The sequence below is a fragment of the Actinacidiphila sp. bgisy160 genome (assembly GCF_965342435.1).
Classification (GTDB): Bacteria; Actinomycetota; Actinomycetes; order Streptomycetales; family Streptomycetaceae; genus Actinacidiphila.
This window is the reverse complement of sequence record NZ_CBDRCM010000048.1, coordinates 21,076-43,098: the sequence shown is the minus strand read 5'-3', so window position 1 is coordinate 43,098 and position 22,023 is coordinate 21,076. Positions and strand designations below refer to the sequence as shown.

Below are 22,023 nucleotides of genomic sequence, written 5' to 3'. Positions count from 1 at the left end.
ACACGTGGTGCTCCCCGCGCGGTCCGGTACCCCGGCGGAGAACGGCCGAGGGGGCCGGGTCCCGGACGGGCGCGGCCCCCTCGGCGTCCGGGTGTCCGGCGGGGTCAGGCCTTGGGCGGGACCGGCGGGACGGGGAGCACCGGCAGCCGCAGGGCGCCGAAGGCGTCCGCGGGGACGACCGGGTGCTTGGGCTCGACGGCGGCGACGCGCCGGTAGGCGTCGCCCTGCGCCGGACGCGGGTCGGCGTCGCCCTTGTTGGGCCACAGGGACATGGCGCGTTCGGCCTGCGCGGTGATGGTGAGCGAGGGGTTGACGCCCAGATTGGCGGAGACCGCGGCACCGTCCACCACATGGATGCCCGGGTGCCCGAACAGCCGGTGGTACGGGTCGATCACGCCGTGCTCGGCGTCCTCGCCGATCACGCAGCCGCCCAGGAAGTGCGCGGTGAGCGGGGTGCCCATCAACTCGCCGACATTGCTGCCCGCGAAGCCGTTGATCTCCTCGGCGAGCAGGCGCGCGGCCTCCGCGCCCTCGGGGATGAAGGCGGGGTTCGGCGCGCCGTGCCCCTGCCGGGCCGTGAGCAGGCCCTTCCCCAGGCCCTTGGGCTTGCGGAAGGTGGTCAGCGAGTTGTCCAGGGACTGCATGACCAGGCCGATGATGGTGCGCTCGGACCAGCGGCGGTTGGACAGCGACCGCATCAGCAGGACCGGGTGGCGCGCGCAGTGCGCCAGGTAGGCCAGCCCGCGCGGAAGCCGGGTGCCGTGCGGGACCTGCAGGATGGACAGGCCGCCCATCGAGTTGGAGCCCTTCCCGTAGCGGACCGGCTCGATGTGGGTGTTCTCGTCGGGGTGGATCGAGGACGTGATGGCCACGCCGCGCGTGAAGTCCACCCGCTGCTCGCCCGTGCGCTTGCGGTAGCGCCGGCTGTCGGTCTGCGCGCCCACCAGCGCCTCGGAGTTGGTGCGGGTCAGCTCGCCGAGCCGCGCGGACAGGCCGGGCAGCCGGCCCGCGTCGCGCATGCGGTGCAGCAGCGTCTGGGTGCCGTAGGTCCCGGCGGCGACGACCACGTGCCCGGCGCGCAGCACGCGCGGCTTGGCTTTGCGGCGGCGGTCGGTGGGGACGACGGTGACGTCGTAGCCGCCCTCGGGGTTCTCCGACAGGGCAGTGACGGTGGTCATCGGGTGGATCTCGGCGCCCGCCTTCTCGGCGAGGTAGAGGTAGTTCTCGTTGAGGGTGTTCTTGGCGCCGTGGCGGCAGCCGGTCATGCACTCCCCGCACTCCGTGCAGGCCCGCCGGGACGGGCCGGCGCCGCCGAAGTACGGGTCGGGGACCTCGACGCCGGGCGCGGCCTTGGCGTCGCCCGCGGCGTCCCGTCCGTCGCCGAAGAACACGCCGACCGGGGCCATGTGGAAGGAGTCGCCGACGCCCATCTTCTCGGCGGTCGCCTTGAGGTGGACGTCCGAGGGGGTCATGGTCGGGTTGAGCCGCACGCCGAGCATGCGCTTGGCCTGGTCGTAGTAGGGGGCCAGCTCCTCCTGCCAGTCGGTGATGTGGCCCCACTGGCGGTCCTCGAAGAAGGCCTTCGGCGGCACGTAGAGGGTGTTGGCGTAGTTGAGCGAACCGCCGCCGACACCCGCGCCCGCCAGGATCATGACGTTGTCGAGCAGGTGGATGCGCTGGATCCCGTACAGGCCGAGCGCCGGGGCCCACAGGTAGTCCTTGATGTGCCAGGAGTTCTTCGGCAGCGACTCCCGGGTCCAGCGGCGGCCCGCCTCCAGGACGCCGACCGTGTAGCCCTTCTCGGTCAGGCGCAGTGCCGACACCGACCCGCCGAAGCCGGAGCCGATCACGATCACGTCGTAGTCGTAGGACATGCGCTCCCCCTCCATCAGCGGAGCCTCAGCGTCTTCATCACGCGGAGGCTGCGGCTCATGAAGGCCGCGTACGCCGCGTCGTCCATGCCCAGCGACGGGGCCATCGGCAGCAGGCGCTGCGTCGCCACGGTCTGCGCCTCGGTGTACTTGAGGATGCCCTCGGAGCCGTGCCTGCGGCCGAGCCCGGAGTCCTTCATGCCGCCCATCGGGGACTGCACGCTGCCGTAGGCCGGCGCGTAGCCCTCGTTGACGTTGACGGTGCCGCTGCGCAGGCGCGCGGCGATGCGGGCGCCGCGGCGGGTGTCCTTGGTCCAGACGCTGGAATTGAGGCCGTACGGGGTCGCGTTGGCGCGCTCGACCGCCTCGTCCTCGTCGGTGAAGCGGTACACGGACACCACCGGGCCGAAGGTCTCCTCCGCGCACACGGCCATCGGCGGCTCGACGCCGTCCAGGACGGTCGGCTCGAAGAAGTACGGGCCGACGTCGGGCCGCGCCCTGCCGCCGGTGAGGACGGTGGCGCCCTTGGCGACGGCCTCCTCCACGTGCCGGGTGACGGTCTCCAGCTGGCGCTCGCCGGCCAGCGAGCCCATCCCTGCGCCGTAGGCGAGGGCGGTACCGAGCTTGAGGGCCCTGGTGCGCGCGGTGAAGCGCTCCAGGAAGGCGTCGGCGACGGAGGCGTGGACGAAGAGCCGCTCGATGGAGATGCACAGCTGGCCCGCCGAGGAGAAGCAGGCGCGGACCGCGCCCTCGGCGGCCTTGTCGAGGTCGGCGTCCTCCAGCACCAGCAGGGCGTTCTTGCCGCCCAGTTCGAGGGAGGCGCCGATCAGACGGGCCGCGGCGCGCGTCGCCACGTCCCGGCCGGTACGGGTGGAACCGGTGAAGGACACGTAGTCGGCGTGCTCCACGACCGCCGGGCCGACGACCGGGCCCTCCCCGACGACGACCTGCCAGACGTCGGCGGGCAGCCCGGCCTCGATCAGTTGCTCGCGCGCCCACAGGGCGGTCAGGGCGGTCTCGGTGTCGGGCTTCATCACGACGGCGTTGCCGGCGGCGAAGGCGGGCAGCGCGTCGCCGATGGAGAGTTCGAGGGGGTAGTTCCACGGCGCGATCTGGCCGACGACACCGCGCGGGTGCCGCAGCTCCCGCACCTTGGTGAGGGTCGGGATGGCGCCGGTGTGCCGCTTGGGCCTCAGGTACGAGGGGGCCTTGACGCCGTAGTGCCGGGCGGCGACGGCGACCGCCTGCACCTCCTCGTGCGCGTGCAGCCGCGTCTTGCCGGTCTCCAGCTGGATCAGGTCCAGCACCTCGGACTGGCGGGCCAGCACGAGGTCGTGGAAGCGGAGCAGCACCGCGGCGCGCCGGCGCACCGGCGTCGCCGCCCAGGCCTTCTGCGCCTCCCGCGCCCTCTCGTAGGCCGCCGCCACGTCCTGCGGCGTCGCCTCGGGGAGCTCCGCCAGCTTCTCGCCGGTCAGTGGCGTGTGGTTCACGGTCCGGCCGCTGCCGACGACGCCCCGCGTCAGCCGCGCCACGAGGTCCGGGGTCACCACGTCCGCGGCGGTCCTGGTGCCGGAGGGGGCGACCGGATTGCCGTTACCGGCAGTAGGAGAGTCCGTCATGGCGGGAGCGTACGACGGGGTGGCACCGCGTGCATACCCGTCAGTAGCCGGTTTTCACAATTACGCCAGCAAAAGCTGGCACGAACGCCGCGAGCCGTCCCCGGCCCCTCCCCGCCGGGGCGTCACCCGGGGGGGTAGGTGACGCGTGCGGTGCCGGAGTAGTCGCGTCCCCGCTCGGCCGGCTGGAGCGGCGAGGAGACCCCACAGGTCGTACCGGCGGCCGTCCTCATCCCGGCACGACGTCCTGGGCCTCCCGGACCCGTCCCCTGCCGCCCACGGCCCCTGCGACGCGCGCCGGACCCGCACAGTTCCGGTCCGGGCGCCCGCGCTCAGGTGGTGCGGTAGGTCTCCGCGGCTTTCTCGAAGTACCGCTTGACGTCGGCGCGCCGGCCGTCCGGCCCGATGACCAGGACGACGTGGTACCTGCCGTCGCGGATCATCACCAGATTGCGCCCGAACAGCTGCCGCCCGGAGCCGTCGCTCCAGCTGAACTCCCCTTCCGCGGCCGCGATCCCGCCCATGTCGAGCCGGCGCAGCCCGGACGCCGAGGACCAGCCGGAGGCGCGGAAACCCGCCAGCTCCGGCTCGTCGTTCTGGTAGACGATCGGGTCGCTGCCCTTGTCGGCGACCGTGTCGCGGCCGGGCACGACGAGCATCTGGTAGTCGCCGCCGGTGTAGCGGACCTGCCCGTCGCCGTTCCTGCCCGCGCGCTGCCAGCCGTTGGGGACGGCGAGGCTGAAGCCCTCCGGGTCGGTGCGCAGCCGGAAGTCGCCGCCGAGGCCCGTGGTGGCGGCGTCGTCCGCGGGGGCGGACCGCGTGGCCGGTGGGGCGCTCGTGGCGGGGGCCGTGCTCCGCGGGGCCTTGGTGCCCGGCGGCTTGGTCGTCTGTGGCCGCTCGTCGCCGCCGGGCACCTGCGCGGGCAGGGTCCGCGTGGCGCCGGCCGCGCCCTCGTCGTCCGTGGCCCCGCCGCGCGGCATGAAGAGCACGGCGTACAGCACGGCGGCGGCCATCAGCAGCAGCACCAGCCCGACCAGGGTGATCCCGAGGCTGCGCGGCCCGCGCGCCGACCGCTGCCCGGGCTCCTTGGTGCGCTTGTGGCGTCCGTGCGCGGGATGGAGGGGCACGGGGTCGGCGGCGGCCTTGCGGCGGCGCACCAGTTCGCCCCGGCGCCGTACGACGGGCAGCTTGTGCGGATCGTCGACAGGCACCGGCACCGTGCTCAGCCCCAGGTCCGGCTCCGGCGCGGACCGGACGAGCGAGCGCAGCCAGCCGCGCAGCTCCTCCACGCCGGGCCGCTCCTCGGGGTCCTGGCGGAGCAGGGACTCCACGACGGGCCGCAGCGGGCCGCACTCCTCGGCGTACGCGGGCGGCTCGGCGACGACCAGCTGGACCAGTTCCGCGGTGCTCTCCTCCGGGAACGGCGGATGCCCCTGGACGCTGCGGAAGAGCAGCGACCCCAGCGCCCACAGGTCGGCGGCCGGGCCGACGGGCGGGGCGAGCTGCCAGTTCTCGTGGACCTCGGTGGCCTGTTCCGGGGCCCACCGCTCGGTGACCGGTCCGACCACGGTGAGCCGGGCCTGCCGGGCGCGTTCCAGCTCCAGCGCGGAGTGCGGCCCGTCCCAGCCGCCGCCGGGCGTCCGGCCGCCGCCGGCCATGGCGGGCACCGGCACCGGGTTGTACCCGCACAGGGCCTCCTGGGCGGCGCCCACGGCCAGGCCCGAGAGCATCGCCCGGCCGTCGTCGCAGACCAGCACGGTCCGGCCGGTGACATTGCGGTGGACCCAGCCGTGCGCGTGAAGCACGCGCAGCGCGGTCAGCACGTCCGAGGCGACCTCGGCGGCACGATACGGGCTGAGCCGCTTGTCGGCGAGGATCGCGGCGAGCGGGCGGGCGGCGATCAGCTCGCTCACTATCCACACGCTGCCGTCCTCGACGAAGATGTCGAAGACCTGCACCAGCCGGGGGTGGTCGGGTATCGCGGCCGCCGCCCGCGCCGCCTCCAGGGCCCGGCGGGCGGTGTCCCCGCCGTCCCCACCATCACCGTGGTGCGGCCCGGGCTCGGCGCTGACGACCTCGGGCAGCAGGACCTGGCGTATCAGCACCTCCTGGTCGCTGAACGTGTCCCAGGCCCGGGTCTCCACCAGTTCGAACTCGTCGGCGGGCGGCCGCGGCAGGCGGTAGCGGTCGGCCAGTACGCGTCCCGCGTAGTCGTCCACGACGCCTCCCCAAAGCGTCAGATCCGATCCGTTCTGGATGCGGACAGTCCGCAATGATTCACGATACGTGCTCGGGCGGCGTCACTTGGCCGGTTTGAAGGTGTTGAAGAAGCTCGCCAGCATGGCCTGGGTCTTCGGACTGTCCCAGTCCGCGGCGGGCGCCGTGAACAAGATCGCGTAGCCGTGGCGGTCGTCCACCACGAAGCCCCGGTTCACCGCGCGCATCTTCGTGCCGCCGGAGGTGAAGGTGAACTGCCAGTCGGCGGCCGTGCGGTAGCCGCGGTAGTCGACCGTCTTGATGAACAGTTGCTGGTAGCCGGGGTATCCGCTCCTCGACCGCGGCTCCTGGTCGCGCCAGGCGGCCGCCGCGTCCCTGCCGGGCTTGCCGGTCCAGTCGATCTGCACACGCGGCCGCTTGCCGGCGTTGAATATCCGGCCGCTGCCGTATCCGTTGTCGCGGCTGTTCTCGGCCCAGCCGTCGGGCAGCGCTATCGAGAAGTCACCGGCCGAGGAGGTGTAGGTCTTCCAGCCGACCGGAACGGCGCCGGTGCCGTCCTTCCCGTTGCCGGAGCCGTCCGAGGAACCGGAGGAGGAACTGCCCGAACCCTTGCGGGAGTTGTCGTCCTTCCCCTTGCCGGAGCCGTCACCGCCCTTGCCCTGGCCGTCTCCGCCCTTGCCGTCCTGGACGCCGTCGTCGCCGGACTTGGGGTTGGCGGAGGCCGGCGGCTTGGCGGGATTGCGGGAGCCCGCGTCGTCGTCGCCCCGGGCGGCCCAGACGCCGATGCCGGTCCCGAGCAGCGCGAGCGCCACCAGGATCGCCGCGAAGAGCACTCCCCGGCGGCGGCGCTCGTCCAGCGACGCCAGGAGCGGCAACCGGGGGGCGGGGGCCGGGGCGGCCGCCGGCACCGGGGCGGGCGCGACCGGCGCGGACACGGTCGCCGGGGCGGCCGCGGGCTCCGGCTTGGCCTTCGCGGCCCGCAGCGCCGCCTGGTCGGCGGCGGCGGCCCGGGCGGCCGGGGGCGCGTCAGTGGGCGTCGGCTGCGGGTCGGAGGGCGGCAGCGGCATGGTGCGCGTGGCCTCGGCGACCGGGACGTCCGGCGCGTGGGCGACGCCCGTGAGCAGGGGGCGCACGCCCGCGTCGTCCAACCGCAGCTCTGGGTCCTTGTTGAGCAGCCCGTGGATCGCGTCGGCCAGCGGGCCCGCGTTGCGCGGGGTCCGCAGCGGCTCGGTCATGACCGCGGTGAGCGTGGCGATGGCCGATCCCTTGTCGTACGGCGGCCGGCCCTCGACCGAGGCGTACAGCAGCGCGCCCAGCGACCACAGGTCGGCCGGCGGGCCCGGCTTCTGGCCGCGCGCCCGCTCCGGTGAGATGTACGAGGGAGCGCCGACGAGCATGCCGGTGGAGGTGACCGACGGGTCGCCGTCGATCTGGGCGATGCCGAAGTCGCTGAGCACGACGCGGCCGTCGTCGGCGATCAGGACGTTGGACGGCTTCACGTCACGGTGGAGGATGCCCTCCTTGTGGGCGGCCCGCAGGACGTCCAGGACGGTCAGCCCGACCTCGGCGGCCCGCTTCGGGGAGAGCGGCCCGTCCTCGCGGATCGCGTCCGACAGCGAGCGGCCCTCGACCAGCTCCATGACGATCCAGGGCCGGTCGTCCTCCTCGACGACGTCGAAGACGGTCACCGCCCCGGTGTTGCGGATCCGGGCGGTCGCCTTGGCCTCGCGCAGGGTGCGGGTGACCAGGCGGCGCTTCTCGTCCTCGTCGATGTTGTGGGGGAAGCGCAGCTCCTTGACGGCGACCGTGCGACCGAGCGTCTCGTCGACGGCCCGCCAGACGGTGCCCATACCGCCCTTGCCGAGGACTGCGCCGAGTCGGTACCGCTCGGCGATGAGACGCTGGTCGGTGTCGTGCGCCTGACCCATGAATTCCCTCTGCAGTCGCTGAAGATGAAGCTCCCTCATCGCCTGCTTGCGGCGACCGCGGGATGGAGGACTCCATCATCCCTGACTCGGGGCCGTGGTCCCACCCCGGCCCCGCCGTGTGCTAGTCGTGGACGACGAGTCCGGCCATCGCGTTGTCGAAGACCGGCCGGAAATCACCCCATTGGGCAGTCGGCGCGGAGAGGTAGACGGCGAACTCCCGTTCACCGGGCTGCCCGAAGCCGAGGTCGATGGCCTGGAAGCCCCGGGCCTTGCCCTTGAAGGTGAACTCCCAGATGGCCGCCGGTTGACCACGCCACCGGGTGCTCTGCATGCGCAGCCGCTCGTAGCCGTCCAGCTTGGGGATGGTCTGCTGCTCCTCCTCCTCGAAGTGCGCCAGCGGGTCGTTCGCCGCGTAGTCCAGCGTGCCGATCCGCATGCCGGCCAGGCCGGTCGGGTCGACGTAGATGACCTGCCGGCCGTCGTCACTCACCTTGCGGGTCCACCCGTCGGGCACCGGCACGGAGAATCCGCGGTCCGGCTCCTCGGCCAGGTGGTAGCCGGCCGGCACGGGCGACGGGCCCGGCGCGGAGGAGGACGGCGAGGGGGAGGGGGAGAGCGAGGACGGCGAGGACGGCGAGGACGGCGCCGAGTGGCCCGGCCGAGCCCCGTCGTCCCGGGCGCCGGCGGGGCCGCCGAAGTACCGGGCGGCGTAGAACCCGCCGCCGGCGAGGGCCGCGGCCAGTACGACGGCCGTCAGCGCCCGTACGCCGGTGCGGCGCCGGCGCTCCGGGGCCGCCGGCGCGACCGCGCCCCCCGACGGGACCGTGGGCACGTGCGGCGGCGCGGGCCGCGGGGCCGGTGCCGGGGGCCGGACGACGGCGGTCGGAGCGGTGCGCGACAGGGCGAGGCTGTCGCGGGGGACGCTCGCGGTCTCGGTCTCGGCGGCGCTCGCCCGCAGCATCCGCTCGGTCTCCGCCGCCGACAGCCGCCGCTCCGGCTCCCGTACCAGCAATCCGGCGATCACCGGTCCCAACGGCCCGGCACTGGCCGCCACCGGCACCTCATCCGTCGCGATCGCGTACGCCGTCTCGATCGCCGTGTCCCGGCGGAACGGCGAACGCCCCTCCACCGCCTGGAACAACGTCGCCCCCAACGCCCACAGATCCGCCTGAGGCCCCGGCGCACCACCGGTCAGCCGCTCCGGAGCCAGGAAGTCGATCGAACCGATCAGCTCACCGGTCCGCGTCAGCGTCGACGTGCCCGACGCCTGCGCGATACCGAAATCCGTCAGCACCACCCGGCCCGACTCCGACAACAGCACATTGCCCGGCTTCACATCCCGGTGCAGCACTCCCGCCGCATGCGCCGCACGCAACGCCGCGATCATGGCCCGGCCGATCCGCGCCGCCTCCCCCGGCCCCACCGGACCCCGCTCCTTCAGCAGGTCACCCAGCGTCGTGGACGGCACGTACTCCATCACGATCACCGGCAGGCCCTCGTCGTCGACCACGTCATGGACCACCACCACATTGGGATGACTGATCCGCGCGGCACTACGCGCCTCCCGCCGGGTCCGCTCGAACAGCGTCTCCAGCTCGTCGTCCTGCAGATGCGGCTGCGGCGGGTGCAGCCGCTTGACCGCCACCGCACGACCCAGCAGCTCGTCGTCGGCCCGCCAGACCGTGCCCATGCCGCCGCGGCCTATCCGCTCGACGAGCCGGTACCTCCCGGCCACCAGGCGTCCGAGGTCGGACATCGCGCGCCCCTTCCTGCCACGTACCAGAAGGAACGATATCCGGCCGGGCCGCCGACCCCGTCAAGGCCGTGGCCCACGCCTCACCCGGCGTACCGACGGGGGCTACAGCGGCACGATGTCCGGGGCGCCCAGCCGGGCGGCGTCCGCGGTCTGGTCGTCGGGCTGGCGCTGCGACTCGCGCTCGGCCTCGACCCGCTTCTCGTAGTGCTCGACCTCCTTCTCCACCTGGTCCTTGTCCCAGCCCAGCACGGGTGCCATCAGCTCGGCGGCCTCACGGGCGCTGAGCGTGCCGCGGTCGAAGGTCTCGATGGAGATGCGGGTGCGCCGGGTGAGCACGTCGTCCAGGTGCCGCGCGCCCTCGTGCGAGGCGGCGTAGACGACCTCGGCGCGCAGGTAGTCGTCGGCCCCGCCGAGCGGGCGGCCCAGCGAGGGGTCGTCCTCGATCAGCTGCAGAAGTTCCTCGGAGAGCGATCCGTAGCGGTTGAGCAGGTGCTCTATCCGCGCCACGTGCAGACCGGTGCGCGCCGCGATCCTGGCCCGGGCGTTCCACAGGGCGTGGTAGCCCTCCGCGCCGGCCAGCGGGATCTCCTCGGTGACGCACCCGGCGACGCGGTGCGCCAGGCCGTGCACGGCAGCGTCCACCGCGTCCTTGGCCATCACCCGGTACGTGGTGTACTTGCCGCCCGCGACCACCACCAGGCCGGGCACCGGATGCGCCACGGTGTGCTCGCGCGACAGCTGGCTGGTGGCCTCCGACTCCCCCGCCAGCAGCGGTCGAAGGCCCGCGTACACGCCCTCCACGTCGTCCCGCGTCAGCGGCACGGCGAGCACGGAGTTGACGTGTTCCAGCAGGTAGTCGATGTCGGCGCTGGACGCGGCCGGGTGCGACTTGTCCAGGCTCCAGTCGGTGTCCGTCGTCCCGACGATCCAGTGGCGGCCCCACGGGATCACGAAGAGCACGCTCTTCTCCGTCCGCAGGATCAGCCCCGTCGCGGAGTGGATCCGGTCCTTCGGCACGACCAGGTGTATCCCCTTGGACGCCCGCACGTGGAACTGCCCACGCTCCCCGATCAGCGCCTGCGTGTCGTCCGTCCACACCCCGGTGGCGTTCACGATCTGCCGGGTGCGCACCTCGTAGACGCCCCCGGCCTCCACGTCCTCGACCCGGGCGCCCACCACGCGCTCGCCCTCGCGCAGGAAGCCGATCACCCGGGCCCGGTTCGCGGCCAGCGCGCCATAGGCGGCGGCCGTCCTGACCAGCGTCATCGTGTACCGGGCGTCGTCCATCTGCGCGTCGTAGTACTGCAGCGCCCCGACCAGGGCGTCCTTCCGCAGGCACGGCGCCACGCGCAGCGCGCTCTTGCGGCTGAGGTGACGATGGTGCGGCAGGCCCCGCCCGTGCCCGGAGGACAGCGCCATCGTGTCGTACAGCGTCACGCCGGCTCCCGCGTAGAAGCGCTCCCAGACGCGGTGCTGCAGCGGGTACAGGAACGGCACCGGCTTCACCAGGTGCGGCGCCAGGCGCTGGAGCAGCAGACCGCGCTCCTTGAGGGCCTCCCGGACGAGGGCGAAGTCCAGCATCTCCAGGTAGCGCAGCCCGCCGTGGATCAGCTTGCTCGACCGGCTCGACGTCCCGGACCCCCAGTCGCGGGCCTCCACGATGCCGGTCGTCAGCCCGCGCGTCGCGGCGTCCAGCGCCGTTCCGGCGCCCACGACGCCCGCGCCCACGACGAGTACGTCGAGTTCCTGTTCCGCCATCCGGGCAAGCGCGGAGCCACGCTCCGCCGGTCCCAGTGTCGCCGTCAGCATCCTGGCCTCCCGTCGTGACGCGGGGTCGCGCCTCAGCGCATTCCCCGTCCCCACGATCGTTACCCGTGTCGTGCCCCCCGGCTACTCCGGGCTCCGCCGGCGCGGGGGGCGTCCGCGCGGGTGCGTCGCGGTTGCTGTGGGGGTTTCCCCGCCCGCCGCAGGCGCAACGCACCCGCACACGACGACCGGCCGCACCCCGGACGGCAAGGACGAGGCACCGGGGGACACCGGACCGCGTGGCGTGCAGTCATATCAGCTACCTGTCTGGTTAGCCTGATTTCGCGCCATTTGGGTACCAGGACGCACCCCGTCGCAGGAGAGGACCCCCATGCCCGCAGACCTCGCTGTCATCGGCCTCGGCCACACCGGGCTGCCCCTCGCGCAGGCGGCCAGCGCCGCCGGCCTGGGGGTGATCGGGTACGACCGGGACGAGCACGTGGTGGAGGCGATCAACGCCGGCAGCCGGGTGCCCTGCGGCGTGCTGGCCGCCGCCGACGTACGGCGGATGCTCGCGGGCGGCTTCCGCGCGACCGCGGACACGGCCGCCCTGGGCCGGGCGCGGGCAGCCGTGCTGTGCGCGCCGACCCCGCTCGGGGAAGGCGGGGAGCCGGACCTGACGGCGCTGGCGGAGGCCGCCCACGCGCTGGCCCGGCAGCTTCGGCCGCACAGCACGGTGGTCCTGGAGTCGCCGGTGTACCCGGGGACGACGGAGGACTTTTTGCGCCCGCTGCTGGAGGAGGGGTCCGGCCTGCGGGCCGGCCACGGCTTCCACCTGGCGTACGCCCCCGCGCGGCACCCGGGCACGCCGAAGGTGATCGGCGGGCTCACCCCCGCCTGCACGGAGGCCGCGGCCGTCTTCTACGGCCGGTTCACCGAACGGATCGTCCGGGCCCGGGGCGTGCGCGAGGCGGAGACCGTGCAGTTGCTGGAGACCAACTACCGGCACGTCAACATCGCCCTGGCCAACGAGATGGCCGTGTTCTGCCACGACATCGGCGTGGATGTCTGGGACGTCATCCGCTGCGCGGAGACGCGTCCCCACGGTTTCCAGGCCTTCCGCCCCGGCCCCGGGGTCGGCGGCCACACCATGCCGCTGAACCCCGGTCACCCGCCGTACCAAGGCCGGGTGCGCGGCCACCCGCTGCGTCTGGTCGAGTACGCGCAGGAGGTCAACACGCGTATGCCGCGCTACGTGGTGCAGCGCGCCGCGGCCCTGCTGAACGAGCACGGCAAGTCGTTGCGCGGGGCGCGGGTGCTGCTGCTGGGCGTGACGTACAAGCCGGACCTGCCGGACCAGGAGCGCTCGCCGGCCCGTGAGATCGGCGCCCGCCTCGCCGAGCTGGGCGCGCAGCTGAGCTACCACGACCCGTACGCCCCGCAGTGGCGCGTGCTGGACCGCCCGGTACCCCGCGCCGACGCCCTGTGGGAGGCGGCGGCGCACGCCGACCTGACGATCCTGCTCCAGCACCACCGCACCTACGACATGCAGGGCCTGGCGGTGAAGGCCCAGTTGATGCTGGACACCCGCGGGGCCACCCCGGCCGGGGCGGCCGCGCGGCTGTGAGCCTCCCGGGCGTCGCTTCATGGCGCTCGGCGCGGAGGCGAGACCCGTCCTCCATGGAGTAGCGCACGTACACGGATGCGCGCGCCTAGGCGGGCGCCGAGCGGCTTCGACGCCCTTCTCGCCGCATGGACGCCGGTATCCGGGACGGCGCGGTGCACTGAGGACGTCCCGGCCACCGACGACGAGGGCCCCGCGGCGACTGCCGTGGGGCCCTCGATCGGTATGGGTGGTGGGTCAGCTCTTCAGGAACTGCTTGAAGTAGGGCCGCAGGTACGGCTCCAGGGAGGTCGAGTATGCGCCCGCCATGTGGCTGTTGTCCCAGTAGACGACCTCACCGCCGATGACCGCCGGGCAGTAGCCCTCGGCGCAGAACGCCGGAATCGTGTCGATGACGTCGAACCCATACTTCTCGGCCTCCTCACGCTCGGCCTTGCGGAACTCCGGGAAGTCGAGCACGACTGTGGACTTGGGGGAGCAGGCGGCCGCCCCGTCGGAGTTCCGGGCCAGGCAGTCCGGGACGGCGAAGTTCGGGTGCGGGGTGTCGGTCATGTAGACGAGCTTGGCGCCGTTGGCCTGGAGCCGCTCGAACGTCTTGTCGGCTCCGGCCCGGGTGGTGGTCCACTGGACTCGGTTGGTGACGACAATGAGGTCCGGGCGGAGCGCGTCGATCTTGTCCAGGGCGGTCTTCCGCCACGCGGTGCACTCGGTGTACTCGCGTCCGAGGTCCGCACGGGTGATCTGGTACACCTCGGGGGCGCAGCCACTCTTGATCACGGTGATGACCTTGACGTGCAATTTCAGACCGAGGTCGTTGAACGCGTTGCCCCACTGGTAGGCGTGCGAGTCGCCGAACAGGACCATCGTCTTCTTGGCAGAGGTGTCGCCGATGACGCAGCTGTCCTGCACGACGAACGCGGTGACGAGCAACTGGTCGATACATCCGTGGTCGCCGCGGTCGTCGGGCGCCTTCAGCAGGGTGTCCTGGCTGAGCACCGGGTGGTCGCGTTCCTCCACGGCCTGCTTGACGGACGCGGCGCCTTGGTGGCCCTGCGCCACGGCGCCGGCCGTGGTCTGCACCGCGATGTTGAGCGGCACCACACGCACGGCGAGAGTCATGACGACGGCGGCGGTGGCGGTCAGGGACACCCCCATGAGGATGCCGCGCCACGGTATCTGGACCATCCGGACGTTCGCCTTGAAGGGCCGCTCGACGAGGTAGTGCATGCAGACGGCGAGGATGAAGGAGAGCACCGCCACCCGCCAGCGGTCGGAATAGCCGAACTCCCGGCTGATGAACTCCGGGAACAGGATGAGCAGCGGCCAGTGCAGCAGGTACCAGCTGTAGCTGGCGTTGCCGATGAAGTCGAAGACCGGGTTGTCGAGGAGCTTTTCCGCACCGAAGCGGGGCGCGGCGCAACCGCCGGCGATCACCAGCGCGGCGCCCACCACCGGCCCGGCCACCGCGTAGCCGGGCAGTGGGGTGTGCTCGTTGATGAGCAGCGCGGTGCCCACGGCGCCGAGGATGCCGACCCAGGTGAGGAAGCCCGCGAACCACAGGTTCATACGGGAGAGGAGCCTGGCGTTCAGAGCGACGAAGACGCCCAGGGCCAGCTCCCAGACCCGGGTCTGGGTGCCGAAGTAGGCGAGCGGCTGGTCGGACTTGGTCTGGGTGACCGACAGGTAGAGCGAGCCGGCGATGGCCGCGGCGAGGAAGAGTCCTATCAGGAAGCGGCTGCGGGTGAGCACCCGGCTGAGCCAGGCGACGACGACGAGCGCGATCGGCGCGACGACGTAGAACTGCTCCTCGATGCCGAGCGACCAGAAGTGCTGGTAGGGGGACTGGCTTCCGTCGTTGGCGAAGTAGTCGGTGCCGTTCTCGGCGAGCCGCCAGTTGATGAAGCTCAGGGAGGCCGCGAAGCCGTCCTTCATGTAGTCGCGGAAGGAGAACGGACCGGCGAAGAACCAGGCGAAGACAGCGGTGACCACGAGGGTGAGCGAGGCGCCGGGCGCGAGCCGGCGGAAGCGCCGGGCCCAGAACTTGCCCAACGAGACCTTGCCGGTCCGGCTGATCTCACCCAGGAGCTGACTGCCGATGAGGAAGCCGCTCAGAACGAAGCTGATGTCGACGCCGCCGTGGATGTCGACGATGCCGCAGTGCATCGCGACCACCATCATGATGGCGACGGCGCGCAGACCCTGGAGGTCCGGGCGGTACTTGCGCAGGCGGTCCGTCTTCTCCGGCTGCGGCTCCGCCCGATGCTGGTGCGGGAGCTGCGGACTGACGGCCGTTGAGGCGTGGGTGGTCACGATTCTCCAGAAAATGCCCGGTTGGGCCCGCGAGGGCCGACCGGCTGCTTCAGTGGACCGTCGGGCAGGCGACAGCCGTTCCGCTGACGCGCACCCCTTGGGCGGGAATGCGGATGCCGCACGACAGCCGCAGCTGGGCGGGCAGCTCGTTCTGCGCGCCGATGTGGGCGTGGCAACCCACGACGACCTCGTGAAGGAACGATTCGCTGCCGATCGAGGAGTCGTGGTCGACCACGGACTCCCGGATGCGGGCGCCCTCGGCCACGGTGACGTTCGCACCGATGATGGAGCGATCGACGACCACGTGCGGACCGATGAGGGCATGCGGGCCGATCGTCGAGCCGCCTGTGACGAGGGCGGTCGGGTCGACGGAGGCCGTGGGATGGATCAGGTTGTCGGCGGGCGTCTCCACGAGGGGGGAGGTCGCCTTGCCGGCGACCAGGTCGGCCGAGCCGTGGACGAAGGCCAGCGGCGTACCGAGGTCGCGCCAGTAGTCATCCGTGGTGTGGCCGAACACGCGCCGTCCCTGCGCGACGAGCCGCGGGAAGGTCTCCTGCTCGACCGAGACCTCGCGGCCGGCGGGGATGGTGTCCAGCACGGACCGGCTGAAGACGTAGCAGCCGGCGTTGATCTGGTCGGTGACGCACTCCTCGGCCGTCTTCGGCTTCTCGAGGAAGGACAGCACCCGGCCGTCCTCGTCGGTGGGGACGAGGCCGAAGGCGCGCGGGTCGGCGACCCGCGTGAGGTACAGGGTGACGTCCGCGTCCTTGTCCTCGTGCCGCGCCAGGATGGCGCGCAGGTCCACGCCGGACAGGATGTCGCCGTTGAGGATGAGGACCGGCGCGTCGGCGGGGCCGCCGCGCAGCAGGCGCGCGGCGTTGCGGATGGCCCCGCCCGTGCCGAGCGGGACGTCCTCGACGGCGTAGGAGATCCGCAACTCCCGGGAGAAGTCCTTGAACTCCTCCTCGAAGAGGCCGGCGAGGTACGAGGTGGCGAACACCACGTGCTCGACCCCCGCGTCCATCAGCTTGGCGATCTGGTGCCGGATGAAGGACGAGCCCGCCACATTGAGCAGCGGCTTCGGGGTGTGGTTCGTCAGCGGGCGCAGGCGGGTTCCCTTGCCGCCCACCAGGATGATGGCTTCTTGCATGACTGCCTCCGCTCGGTCAGCTGGTGGGGGCGGTACCGGGCCCCGCGTAGTCTGAGGTGAAGCAGGACTTGATGGCCTTCTCCGAGAGGGGGCGCCCGGCGAAGTCGAGCCGGGAGGCGACCTTGTCGTCGGGCTTGGTGTGCGGGTCGTCGTCGAACGCGAGTGACCACCAGTAGACGCCTTGCATCTTGCGCTCCTGCACGACCTGGCAGACGGCGCTGTACCAATTCGCCTGTACTTGAAGGTTGACGGCCCGCTTGACGTAGAAGTCACCGGGGGCGTGATAGGCGCCGTCCATGGCGCCGATGCCGGTCTCGGAGACGAGGATGTTCGGCAGCGGACCGGTGTCCTTCTTGTCCAGCCAGTGGTTCCAGCCCTTGACCAGGTCCTGTACTGGAGCGGTGTCGGGCACCTTGACGGGGAAGTAGGCGTCGACGCCGAGGTGGTTGACCGGCATGTTGATCCGGCGGGTGACGTAGGCGTCCCAGTTGGCGTCGTAGGCGACCTCACCGGAGAAGTCCTTCTCGGCGTAGGTGACCAGGCTGTCCCAGCCGGGGTCGCCTTCGAGGGAGTTCAGCTCGGTACCGATCACGAAGGTGTCCGCCTTCGTGTCGTCGGCGACCTTGAGGTACGGGGTGAGGAACTGCTTGTACGAGGCGAACCAGGCGGAGCGCGAGTCGGGCTCGATGTTTCCGCGCCAGCCGTTCGACTGCTCCAGGGTGCCTTCGTCCAGGATCGGGCGGACCGTGGTGCGGAACCCGGCGTCCTTGAAGACCTTCAGCACGCGCTCGAGACGGTCCGGGGACGGGGTCTTGGCGCCGGCCGAGAGCTTGTTGGACGTGGAGTTCTCGATGAAGAACGGGAACGAGACCGACACCGCGTTCGCGCCCAGGTCGATGAGGTACTTCGCCTGCTTGCCCGCCTGCGCCTCGATGAACGTGTCGGATCGTTTCCGCTTCTCCTCCTCCCAGTAGAGCTGTACGCCCCACTGCGCCATGCCCTTCTTCCAGGGCTTGGCGACCTGGAGGGCTTCGGCGGGGGAAGACGGGGAATCGGAGGGAGAGGACGCCGACGGTGTGCCGGCGATGTCGCCCTTGGGAGTGGCGGAGTCCCCGGCGTCGCCTACGACGATCTTGGGTATCGCCGAGCCCGACTCCCAGCGAACCGGATGGTCGCCGAGGACGAAGGGGGTGCCCAGCACGACAGTGAGGACGCTCACCGGAAAGACGGCGAGCAGGGGAAGGCGCGAGCGCATGTCAGTTGTCTTCCGGGCGGTCAGGCGGGCTTGGCGATGACGACGAACTTGTTCTCCTCGCGCCGGACGAACCTCAGGAAGCCCTTGAAGCCGCCGAGTCCTTCCAGCACGGAGAAGACGGGGATGAGAGCGACCACGACGATCGGCTCCCACCACTTGCGCCGGCCGCTGGCCGAGGCGACCGCGTTCAGCCGCAGACCTTCCCAGTAGGTCCAGATGACGTAGGCGAAGTTGAGGGCCCAGAGGATGACCACGGACTGGGTCACGGGCGAGGTGTTCATGTCATTGATGAGCCAGCCGAAGAGCAGCACGGCACCGATGTGCTGGAGCGGGCCGAGGATCCAGGTCGCCACACAGATGGCGAGAAACCACCGGTAGCGGAGCGGAATCGTCCGGTTGAAGCACAGGGCGACCAGACCCCAGGCCCACCGGTCGCGCTGCTTCACGAAGTCCTTGGCGGTGGCCGGAGAAGCACCGTAGCAGCGGCCGTTGAACCAGTCGCTGCGTCCCGGATAGCGACGGCAGAACGTGAGGGCGAGTTGCGCGTCCTCGACAATCGCCTTCGGCCCGAAGTCCCAGCCGATCGTCGCCTCGACCGAAGCCCGGAGAACGAGGAGTTCGCCGTGCACGCCGGCTACCGGGGTTCCCATTCCGGTGAGCGCCCGGAATCGCGCGATGTCGTCCGCGGGGCGCACGGCGTCGGCGAGCCAGGTGAACATGTTGACCGCGCTTTCCCGCGGATAGGTGAGAATTCCCTGGGCCATGTGCTTGGCCTCGTCGGGCGTCGCGCGCCGCTGGCGGTTGATGAACTGCGCGAGCGCCGCCGCGGTGTCGGGGCCGACCCCGGTGTCGTCGTCCATGTGCAGCACCCACACGTCGTCGAGCGCCTCGCCCTCGGCGATGCGCAGCTCGTGCGCGTAGTGGTTGGCGCGTGCCTTGAAGCGGGTGCCGTTGGCCGTGGCGTACGCCTTGGGCACCGTGACGACACGGATCAGCGGGTGGAGGGTGGCCAGCCGGTCGATGTCCGCCGCGGCCTCGCAGCCCTCCTCGGTGAGGACGTCCACACGCATGTACGGGAACCATTCCGGCAGGTGCTCGACGTACGAGAGCACGGAGCGCTCAAGCGCCGGATAGGTGTCGTGCCGTCCGATGGTCGGCACCAGCACGATGAGGAAGTCCTGCTCGACAGGGGCGGGCGGCACCATGTTGACGCTGCGCCTGATCCTGCGGCGGATGAGCCACGCGCCCTGGATGCCCACCAGCACGCCCACGACGGGCAGCGACCAGACGATACTCAGCGCCCAACTGAGCGGGGTCCGGCTGGGCGAGTACGACCACAGACCGAAAGCCAGCAGCAGCATGAAGGGGATCAGGAACGGCAGGATCCCCGGCTTCCAAGCGGCGGTGCGTTGTGCCAACTTGGCGTTGTGCCGCGAGTGCGGCACAACCCCATCGACCTGTGTGACGGCCATGGCGACTGTTGAACTCCCCTGAAGATGACAATGCGTTGAGGCAACGAGAATCCCGGTCATGACACGGCTGGGCGTATCACGACAACGTCCCGTCCGAGCCCCTACCCCTCAACGACTTTCGGACGTTTTGGCCAGTGGCGCTCAGATGCCCCCCAGGCGCCGAAGCCGCTGACCGAACAGGAACACGATCCTCGCATGCCTGTGCCATACAAGGGAACCCGATGGAGAACCTGTGTTCAAAAGTTAACCTTATGGTGCACCTGATGCTCCAGAGGCAACCTCGCCGACCTGGGCTTTCAGGGCTCCGCTGATCGACTTCCCCGGGTATGAGAACCTTCACACCACGTCCGTACAACCTTTTACGGTTGCCGTCGCGCGGCTCCTCGCGCATGAGCGCCAGTGCGTTCGATCAGTGATCAAGCGGGGGCTTGTGCAGTGATTCCCAGTCGAAGCGTCCGCCTTGTGTCGAAGTGCCGCCGGTGAGAACCGCCGGCGCGTAGTAGGTCCGCTGCACATCCGATGGCGAGTTGTGCTCTGTCAGTCCGCTTCCCCATACGTTCCAGATCACCCATGGCGTCCCCGTGAGCGTGGCGGGCTGCGCGGCGGACAGCGGGACATGGAAGGACTCCGCCATCATGCGCGGCTTGTCGTAGCGCGCCAATCCCCGGTACCAGATCTGCGTCCACGGCTCCCCCCGGAACGGCCGCTCCGGCGTGTCGCTGTAGTCGTCGACTCCCACCACGTCGACGTATTCACCGCCCGGGTAGTACGCCCGGGGATCGGTACCGTGCTTCCCCGCCCAGGAACTGGGCGCCCAGACGAAGATCAGGTTGTGCAGGCCTCTGGTGCCGACAAGGTAGTCGTACGTCGTCCGCCACAGTTTCCGGTACAACTCGGGGCGCTGGCCGGCCCACCAGAACCCGCTGGAGCAGTCACGCGCGTTCATCTCGTGGTACGGCCGCAGCAGCACCGGTACATCACGAGCAGCGAGGTAGGCCAGGTGGTCGGCGAGGAAGGACAGGTCGACCAGCAGATCGTGCTGCTCGGCCGTGCCGGGCGTCACCACCCGGGCAAACCAGTCCGGGTCGTGGGCCGCGGGTGAGTTACGGCACCGCGTGTGGACGTAGTCCTTCACCGGGCTGCCCGGATAGGGCTCGTGGAACGACATACCGACGATGCCGGCCGGGCCGCCGCCGTTGCCCGGCAGTGTCACCGTGGTGCCGCCGGAGCAGTCCCGGCGGGGGGCGGAGGCGGAGTCCATCCCCTCCCACACGCCGGCGGCCAAGTCCACGGCGTCGTTGGTGTATCCCCAGTACGGGCGGCAACTCGGCCACGCGGCCGAGTAGGGGCGCGGCTCACCGACACCCCAGGACGACTGTCCGTATCCCGGACCCAGGTCCACCTCCAGGAAACCTGGGAGCCGCCCGGTGATGTCGGCGGGCTTGCGGTAGTAGTAGCCGGGCGGCTTGCGCCCCGGGTAATCGCCGTAAGCGGCGTTGTAGCGTTCGTTCTGCAGCTCATCGTGCTGGCCGATGACGGTGTGGGTGGGCCGGCCGGCGCGGGCGTCGTTCTCCAGCCCGGCGAGCATCGCGTACACCGCACGAGCCGACGAGGACGCCTGGGGGTCCCGGGTTCGCACATCCGTCCCGATGTGCTGCGCAGCGACTGTGCCCATCCGCGCCGAGTCCTGCCCGATCAGCGGCAGCAGGACTCCCAGCACTCCGCCGACCAGGGCACATCTGACCCATCTTCTTCGTATCAGGAGAAGTCCCCCCAAGGACTGCGAGGCCGGCCTCCCGAGGCGCCGGCACGATCGTTTGTCAGGTCGCCGGCGCCTCTACTCGGGTTGCAGGCAGGTCACACCCGCTCAGCGGTGGTGCGTCGGCGACACCGTGACCTCGACCCGCTGGAACTCCTTCAGTTCGGAGTAGCCGGTGGTCGCCATCGCGCGGCGCAGCGCGCCGAAGAAGTTCATGGATCCGTCGGGCTCGTGGGAGGGGCCGAGCAGGATCTGCTCGGTCGTTCCCGCGGTGCCCAGGTTCATGCGCTTGCCGCGCGGCAGTTCCTCGTGGGTGGCCTCCATGCCCCAGTGGAAGCCGCGGCCTGGCGCGTCGGTGGCGCGGGCCAGCGGGGAGCCCATCATCACCGAGTCGGCGCCGCAGGCGATCGCCTTCGGCAGGTCGCCGCTGGAGCCGAAGCCGCCGTCGGCGATGACGTGCACGTAACGGCCGCCGGACTCGTCCATGTAGTCGCGGCGGGCCGCGGCCACGTCGGCGACCGCGGTGGCCATCGGCACCTGGATGCCGAGGACGTTGCGGGTGGTGTGGGCGGCGCCGCCGCCGAAGCCGACGAGGACGCCCGCGGCGCCGGTGCGCATCAGGTGCAGCGCGGCGGTGTAGGTGGCGCAGCCGCCGACGATGACCGGGACGTCGAGTTCGTAGATGAACTGCTTCAGGTTGAGCGGCTCGTGGGAGCCCGACACGTGCTCGGCGGAGACCGTCGTGCCGCGGATGACGAAGATGTCCACGCCCGCGTCGACCACGGCCTTGGAGAACTGCGCGGTGCGCTGCGGGGAGAGCGCGGCGGCCGTGACCACACCGGCGTCGCGCACCTCCTTGATGCGCTGGCCGATCAGCTCCTCCTTGATCGGCGCCGCGTAGATCTCCTGCAGCCGCCGGGTGACGGAGGCGTCGTCCAGCTCGGCGATCTCGGCGAGCAGCGGCTCGGGGTCCTCGTAGCGGGTCCACAGACCCTCGAGGTTGAGCACGCCCAGGCCGCCGAGGTTGCCGATGCGGATGGCGGTCTCCGGGGAGACCACGGAGTCCATCGGCGCCGCGAGGAAAGGCAGCTCGAAGCGGTAGGCGTCGATCTGCCACGCGATCGAGACCTCCTTGGGGTCCCGCGTACGGCGGCTCGGGACGACGGCGATGTCGTCGAATGCGTATGCCCTGCGGCCGCGCTTGCCCCGCCCGATCTCGATCTCAGTCACTGTCGCTATGCCTTTCCTTCGTGGCCTGCCCGTCCAGTATCCCAGGCAGGGCAGCCGGAAGCCCGCGGCCGTACGGGGCCGCGGGCTCC

At 71.3% G+C, this 22,023-nt stretch carries 13 protein-coding genes; 1 reads left to right on the top strand and 12 read right to left on the bottom strand.

Features of this window, described 5'->3' with window-relative positions:
• Positions 1 to 104: 104 nt before the first annotated feature.
• The 6 genes from ACRWNP_RS28885 to ACRWNP_RS28860 all read right to left on the bottom strand — a co-directional run bounded on the left by ACRWNP_RS28885 (position 105) and on the right by ACRWNP_RS28860 (position 11,197).
• Positions 105 to 1,889: a GMC family oxidoreductase N-terminal domain-containing protein gene (locus ACRWNP_RS28885; RefSeq protein WP_431966438.1), complete on the bottom strand. Its 1,785-nt coding sequence runs from the start codon at positions 1,887 to 1,889 to the stop codon at positions 105 to 107.
• Positions 1,889 to 3,490: a succinic semialdehyde dehydrogenase gene (locus tag ACRWNP_RS28880; protein WP_431966436.1), complete on the bottom strand. Its 1,602-nt coding sequence runs from the start codon at positions 3,488 to 3,490 to the stop codon at positions 1,889 to 1,891. The genes ACRWNP_RS28885 and ACRWNP_RS28880 overlap by 1 nt, the downstream gene beginning before the upstream one ends.
• 329 nt (positions 3,491 to 3,819) lie before the next feature.
• Positions 3,820 to 5,706, bottom strand: a complete 1,887-nt coding sequence (locus ACRWNP_RS28875) for a serine/threonine protein kinase (RefSeq protein ID WP_431966434.1) — start codon at positions 5,704 to 5,706, stop codon at positions 3,820 to 3,822.
• 81 nt (positions 5,707 to 5,787) lie between these two features.
• Positions 5,788 to 7,632: a protein kinase domain-containing protein gene (locus ACRWNP_RS28870; RefSeq protein ID WP_431966432.1), complete on the bottom strand. Its 1,845-nt coding sequence runs from the start codon at positions 7,630 to 7,632 to the stop codon at positions 5,788 to 5,790.
• A 121-nt stretch (positions 7,633 to 7,753) separates the two neighbouring features.
• Entirely contained in the window at positions 7,754 to 9,388 is a 1,635-nt protein-coding gene (locus ACRWNP_RS28865; RefSeq protein ID WP_431966430.1) for a serine/threonine-protein kinase, read from the bottom strand.
• A gap of 102 nt (positions 9,389 to 9,490) precedes the next feature.
• On the bottom strand, positions 9,491 to 11,197 hold the full coding sequence (locus ACRWNP_RS28860; protein WP_431966428.1) for a glycerol-3-phosphate dehydrogenase/oxidase: 1,707 nt from the start codon (positions 11,195 to 11,197) through the stop codon (positions 9,491 to 9,493).
• Positions 11,198 to 11,525: 328 nt separating this feature from the next.
• On the opposite strand from ACRWNP_RS28860, the gene ACRWNP_RS28855 reads away from it, so the two are divergent.
• The gene (locus ACRWNP_RS28855) at positions 11,526 to 12,761 is read left to right on the top strand and encodes a nucleotide sugar dehydrogenase (protein ID WP_431966426.1); all 1,236 of its coding nucleotides are present in this window, start codon (positions 11,526 to 11,528) and stop codon (positions 12,759 to 12,761) included.
• Positions 12,762 to 12,995: 234 nt separating this feature from the next.
• Here ACRWNP_RS28855 and ACRWNP_RS28850 read toward each other — a convergent pair whose 3' ends face one another.
• The 6 genes from ACRWNP_RS28850 to ACRWNP_RS28825 form a co-directional block, all read right to left on the bottom strand.
• Entirely contained in the window at positions 12,996 to 15,068 is a 2,073-nt protein-coding gene (locus ACRWNP_RS28850; RefSeq protein ID WP_431966424.1) for an acyltransferase family protein, read from the bottom strand.
• A gap of 49 nt (positions 15,069 to 15,117) precedes the next feature.
• The gene (locus ACRWNP_RS28845; protein ID WP_431966422.1) at positions 15,118 to 16,218 is read right to left on the bottom strand and encodes a sugar phosphate nucleotidyltransferase; all 1,101 of its coding nucleotides are present in this window, start codon (positions 16,216 to 16,218) and stop codon (positions 15,118 to 15,120) included.
• A gap of 16 nt (positions 16,219 to 16,234) precedes the next feature.
• The gene (locus ACRWNP_RS28840; protein WP_431966420.1) at positions 16,235 to 17,473 is read right to left on the bottom strand and encodes a glycoside hydrolase family 113; all 1,239 of its coding nucleotides are present in this window, start codon (positions 17,471 to 17,473) and stop codon (positions 16,235 to 16,237) included.
• 20 nt (positions 17,474 to 17,493) lie between these two features.
• Entirely contained in the window at positions 17,494 to 18,891 is a 1,398-nt protein-coding gene (locus tag ACRWNP_RS28835; protein WP_431966418.1) for a glycosyltransferase family 2 protein, read from the bottom strand.
• A gap of 463 nt (positions 18,892 to 19,354) precedes the next feature.
• Entirely contained in the window at positions 19,355 to 20,620 is a 1,266-nt protein-coding gene (locus ACRWNP_RS28830) for a glycoside hydrolase family 26 protein (protein ID WP_431966416.1), read from the bottom strand.
• A 192-nt stretch (positions 20,621 to 20,812) separates the two neighbouring features.
• Positions 20,813 to 21,934 (bottom strand): GuaB3 family IMP dehydrogenase-related protein, encoded by a 1,122-nt coding sequence (locus ACRWNP_RS28825; protein WP_431966414.1) that lies wholly within the window; start codon positions 21,932 to 21,934, stop codon positions 20,813 to 20,815.
• Between the last annotated feature and the right edge of the window lie 89 nt (positions 21,935 to 22,023).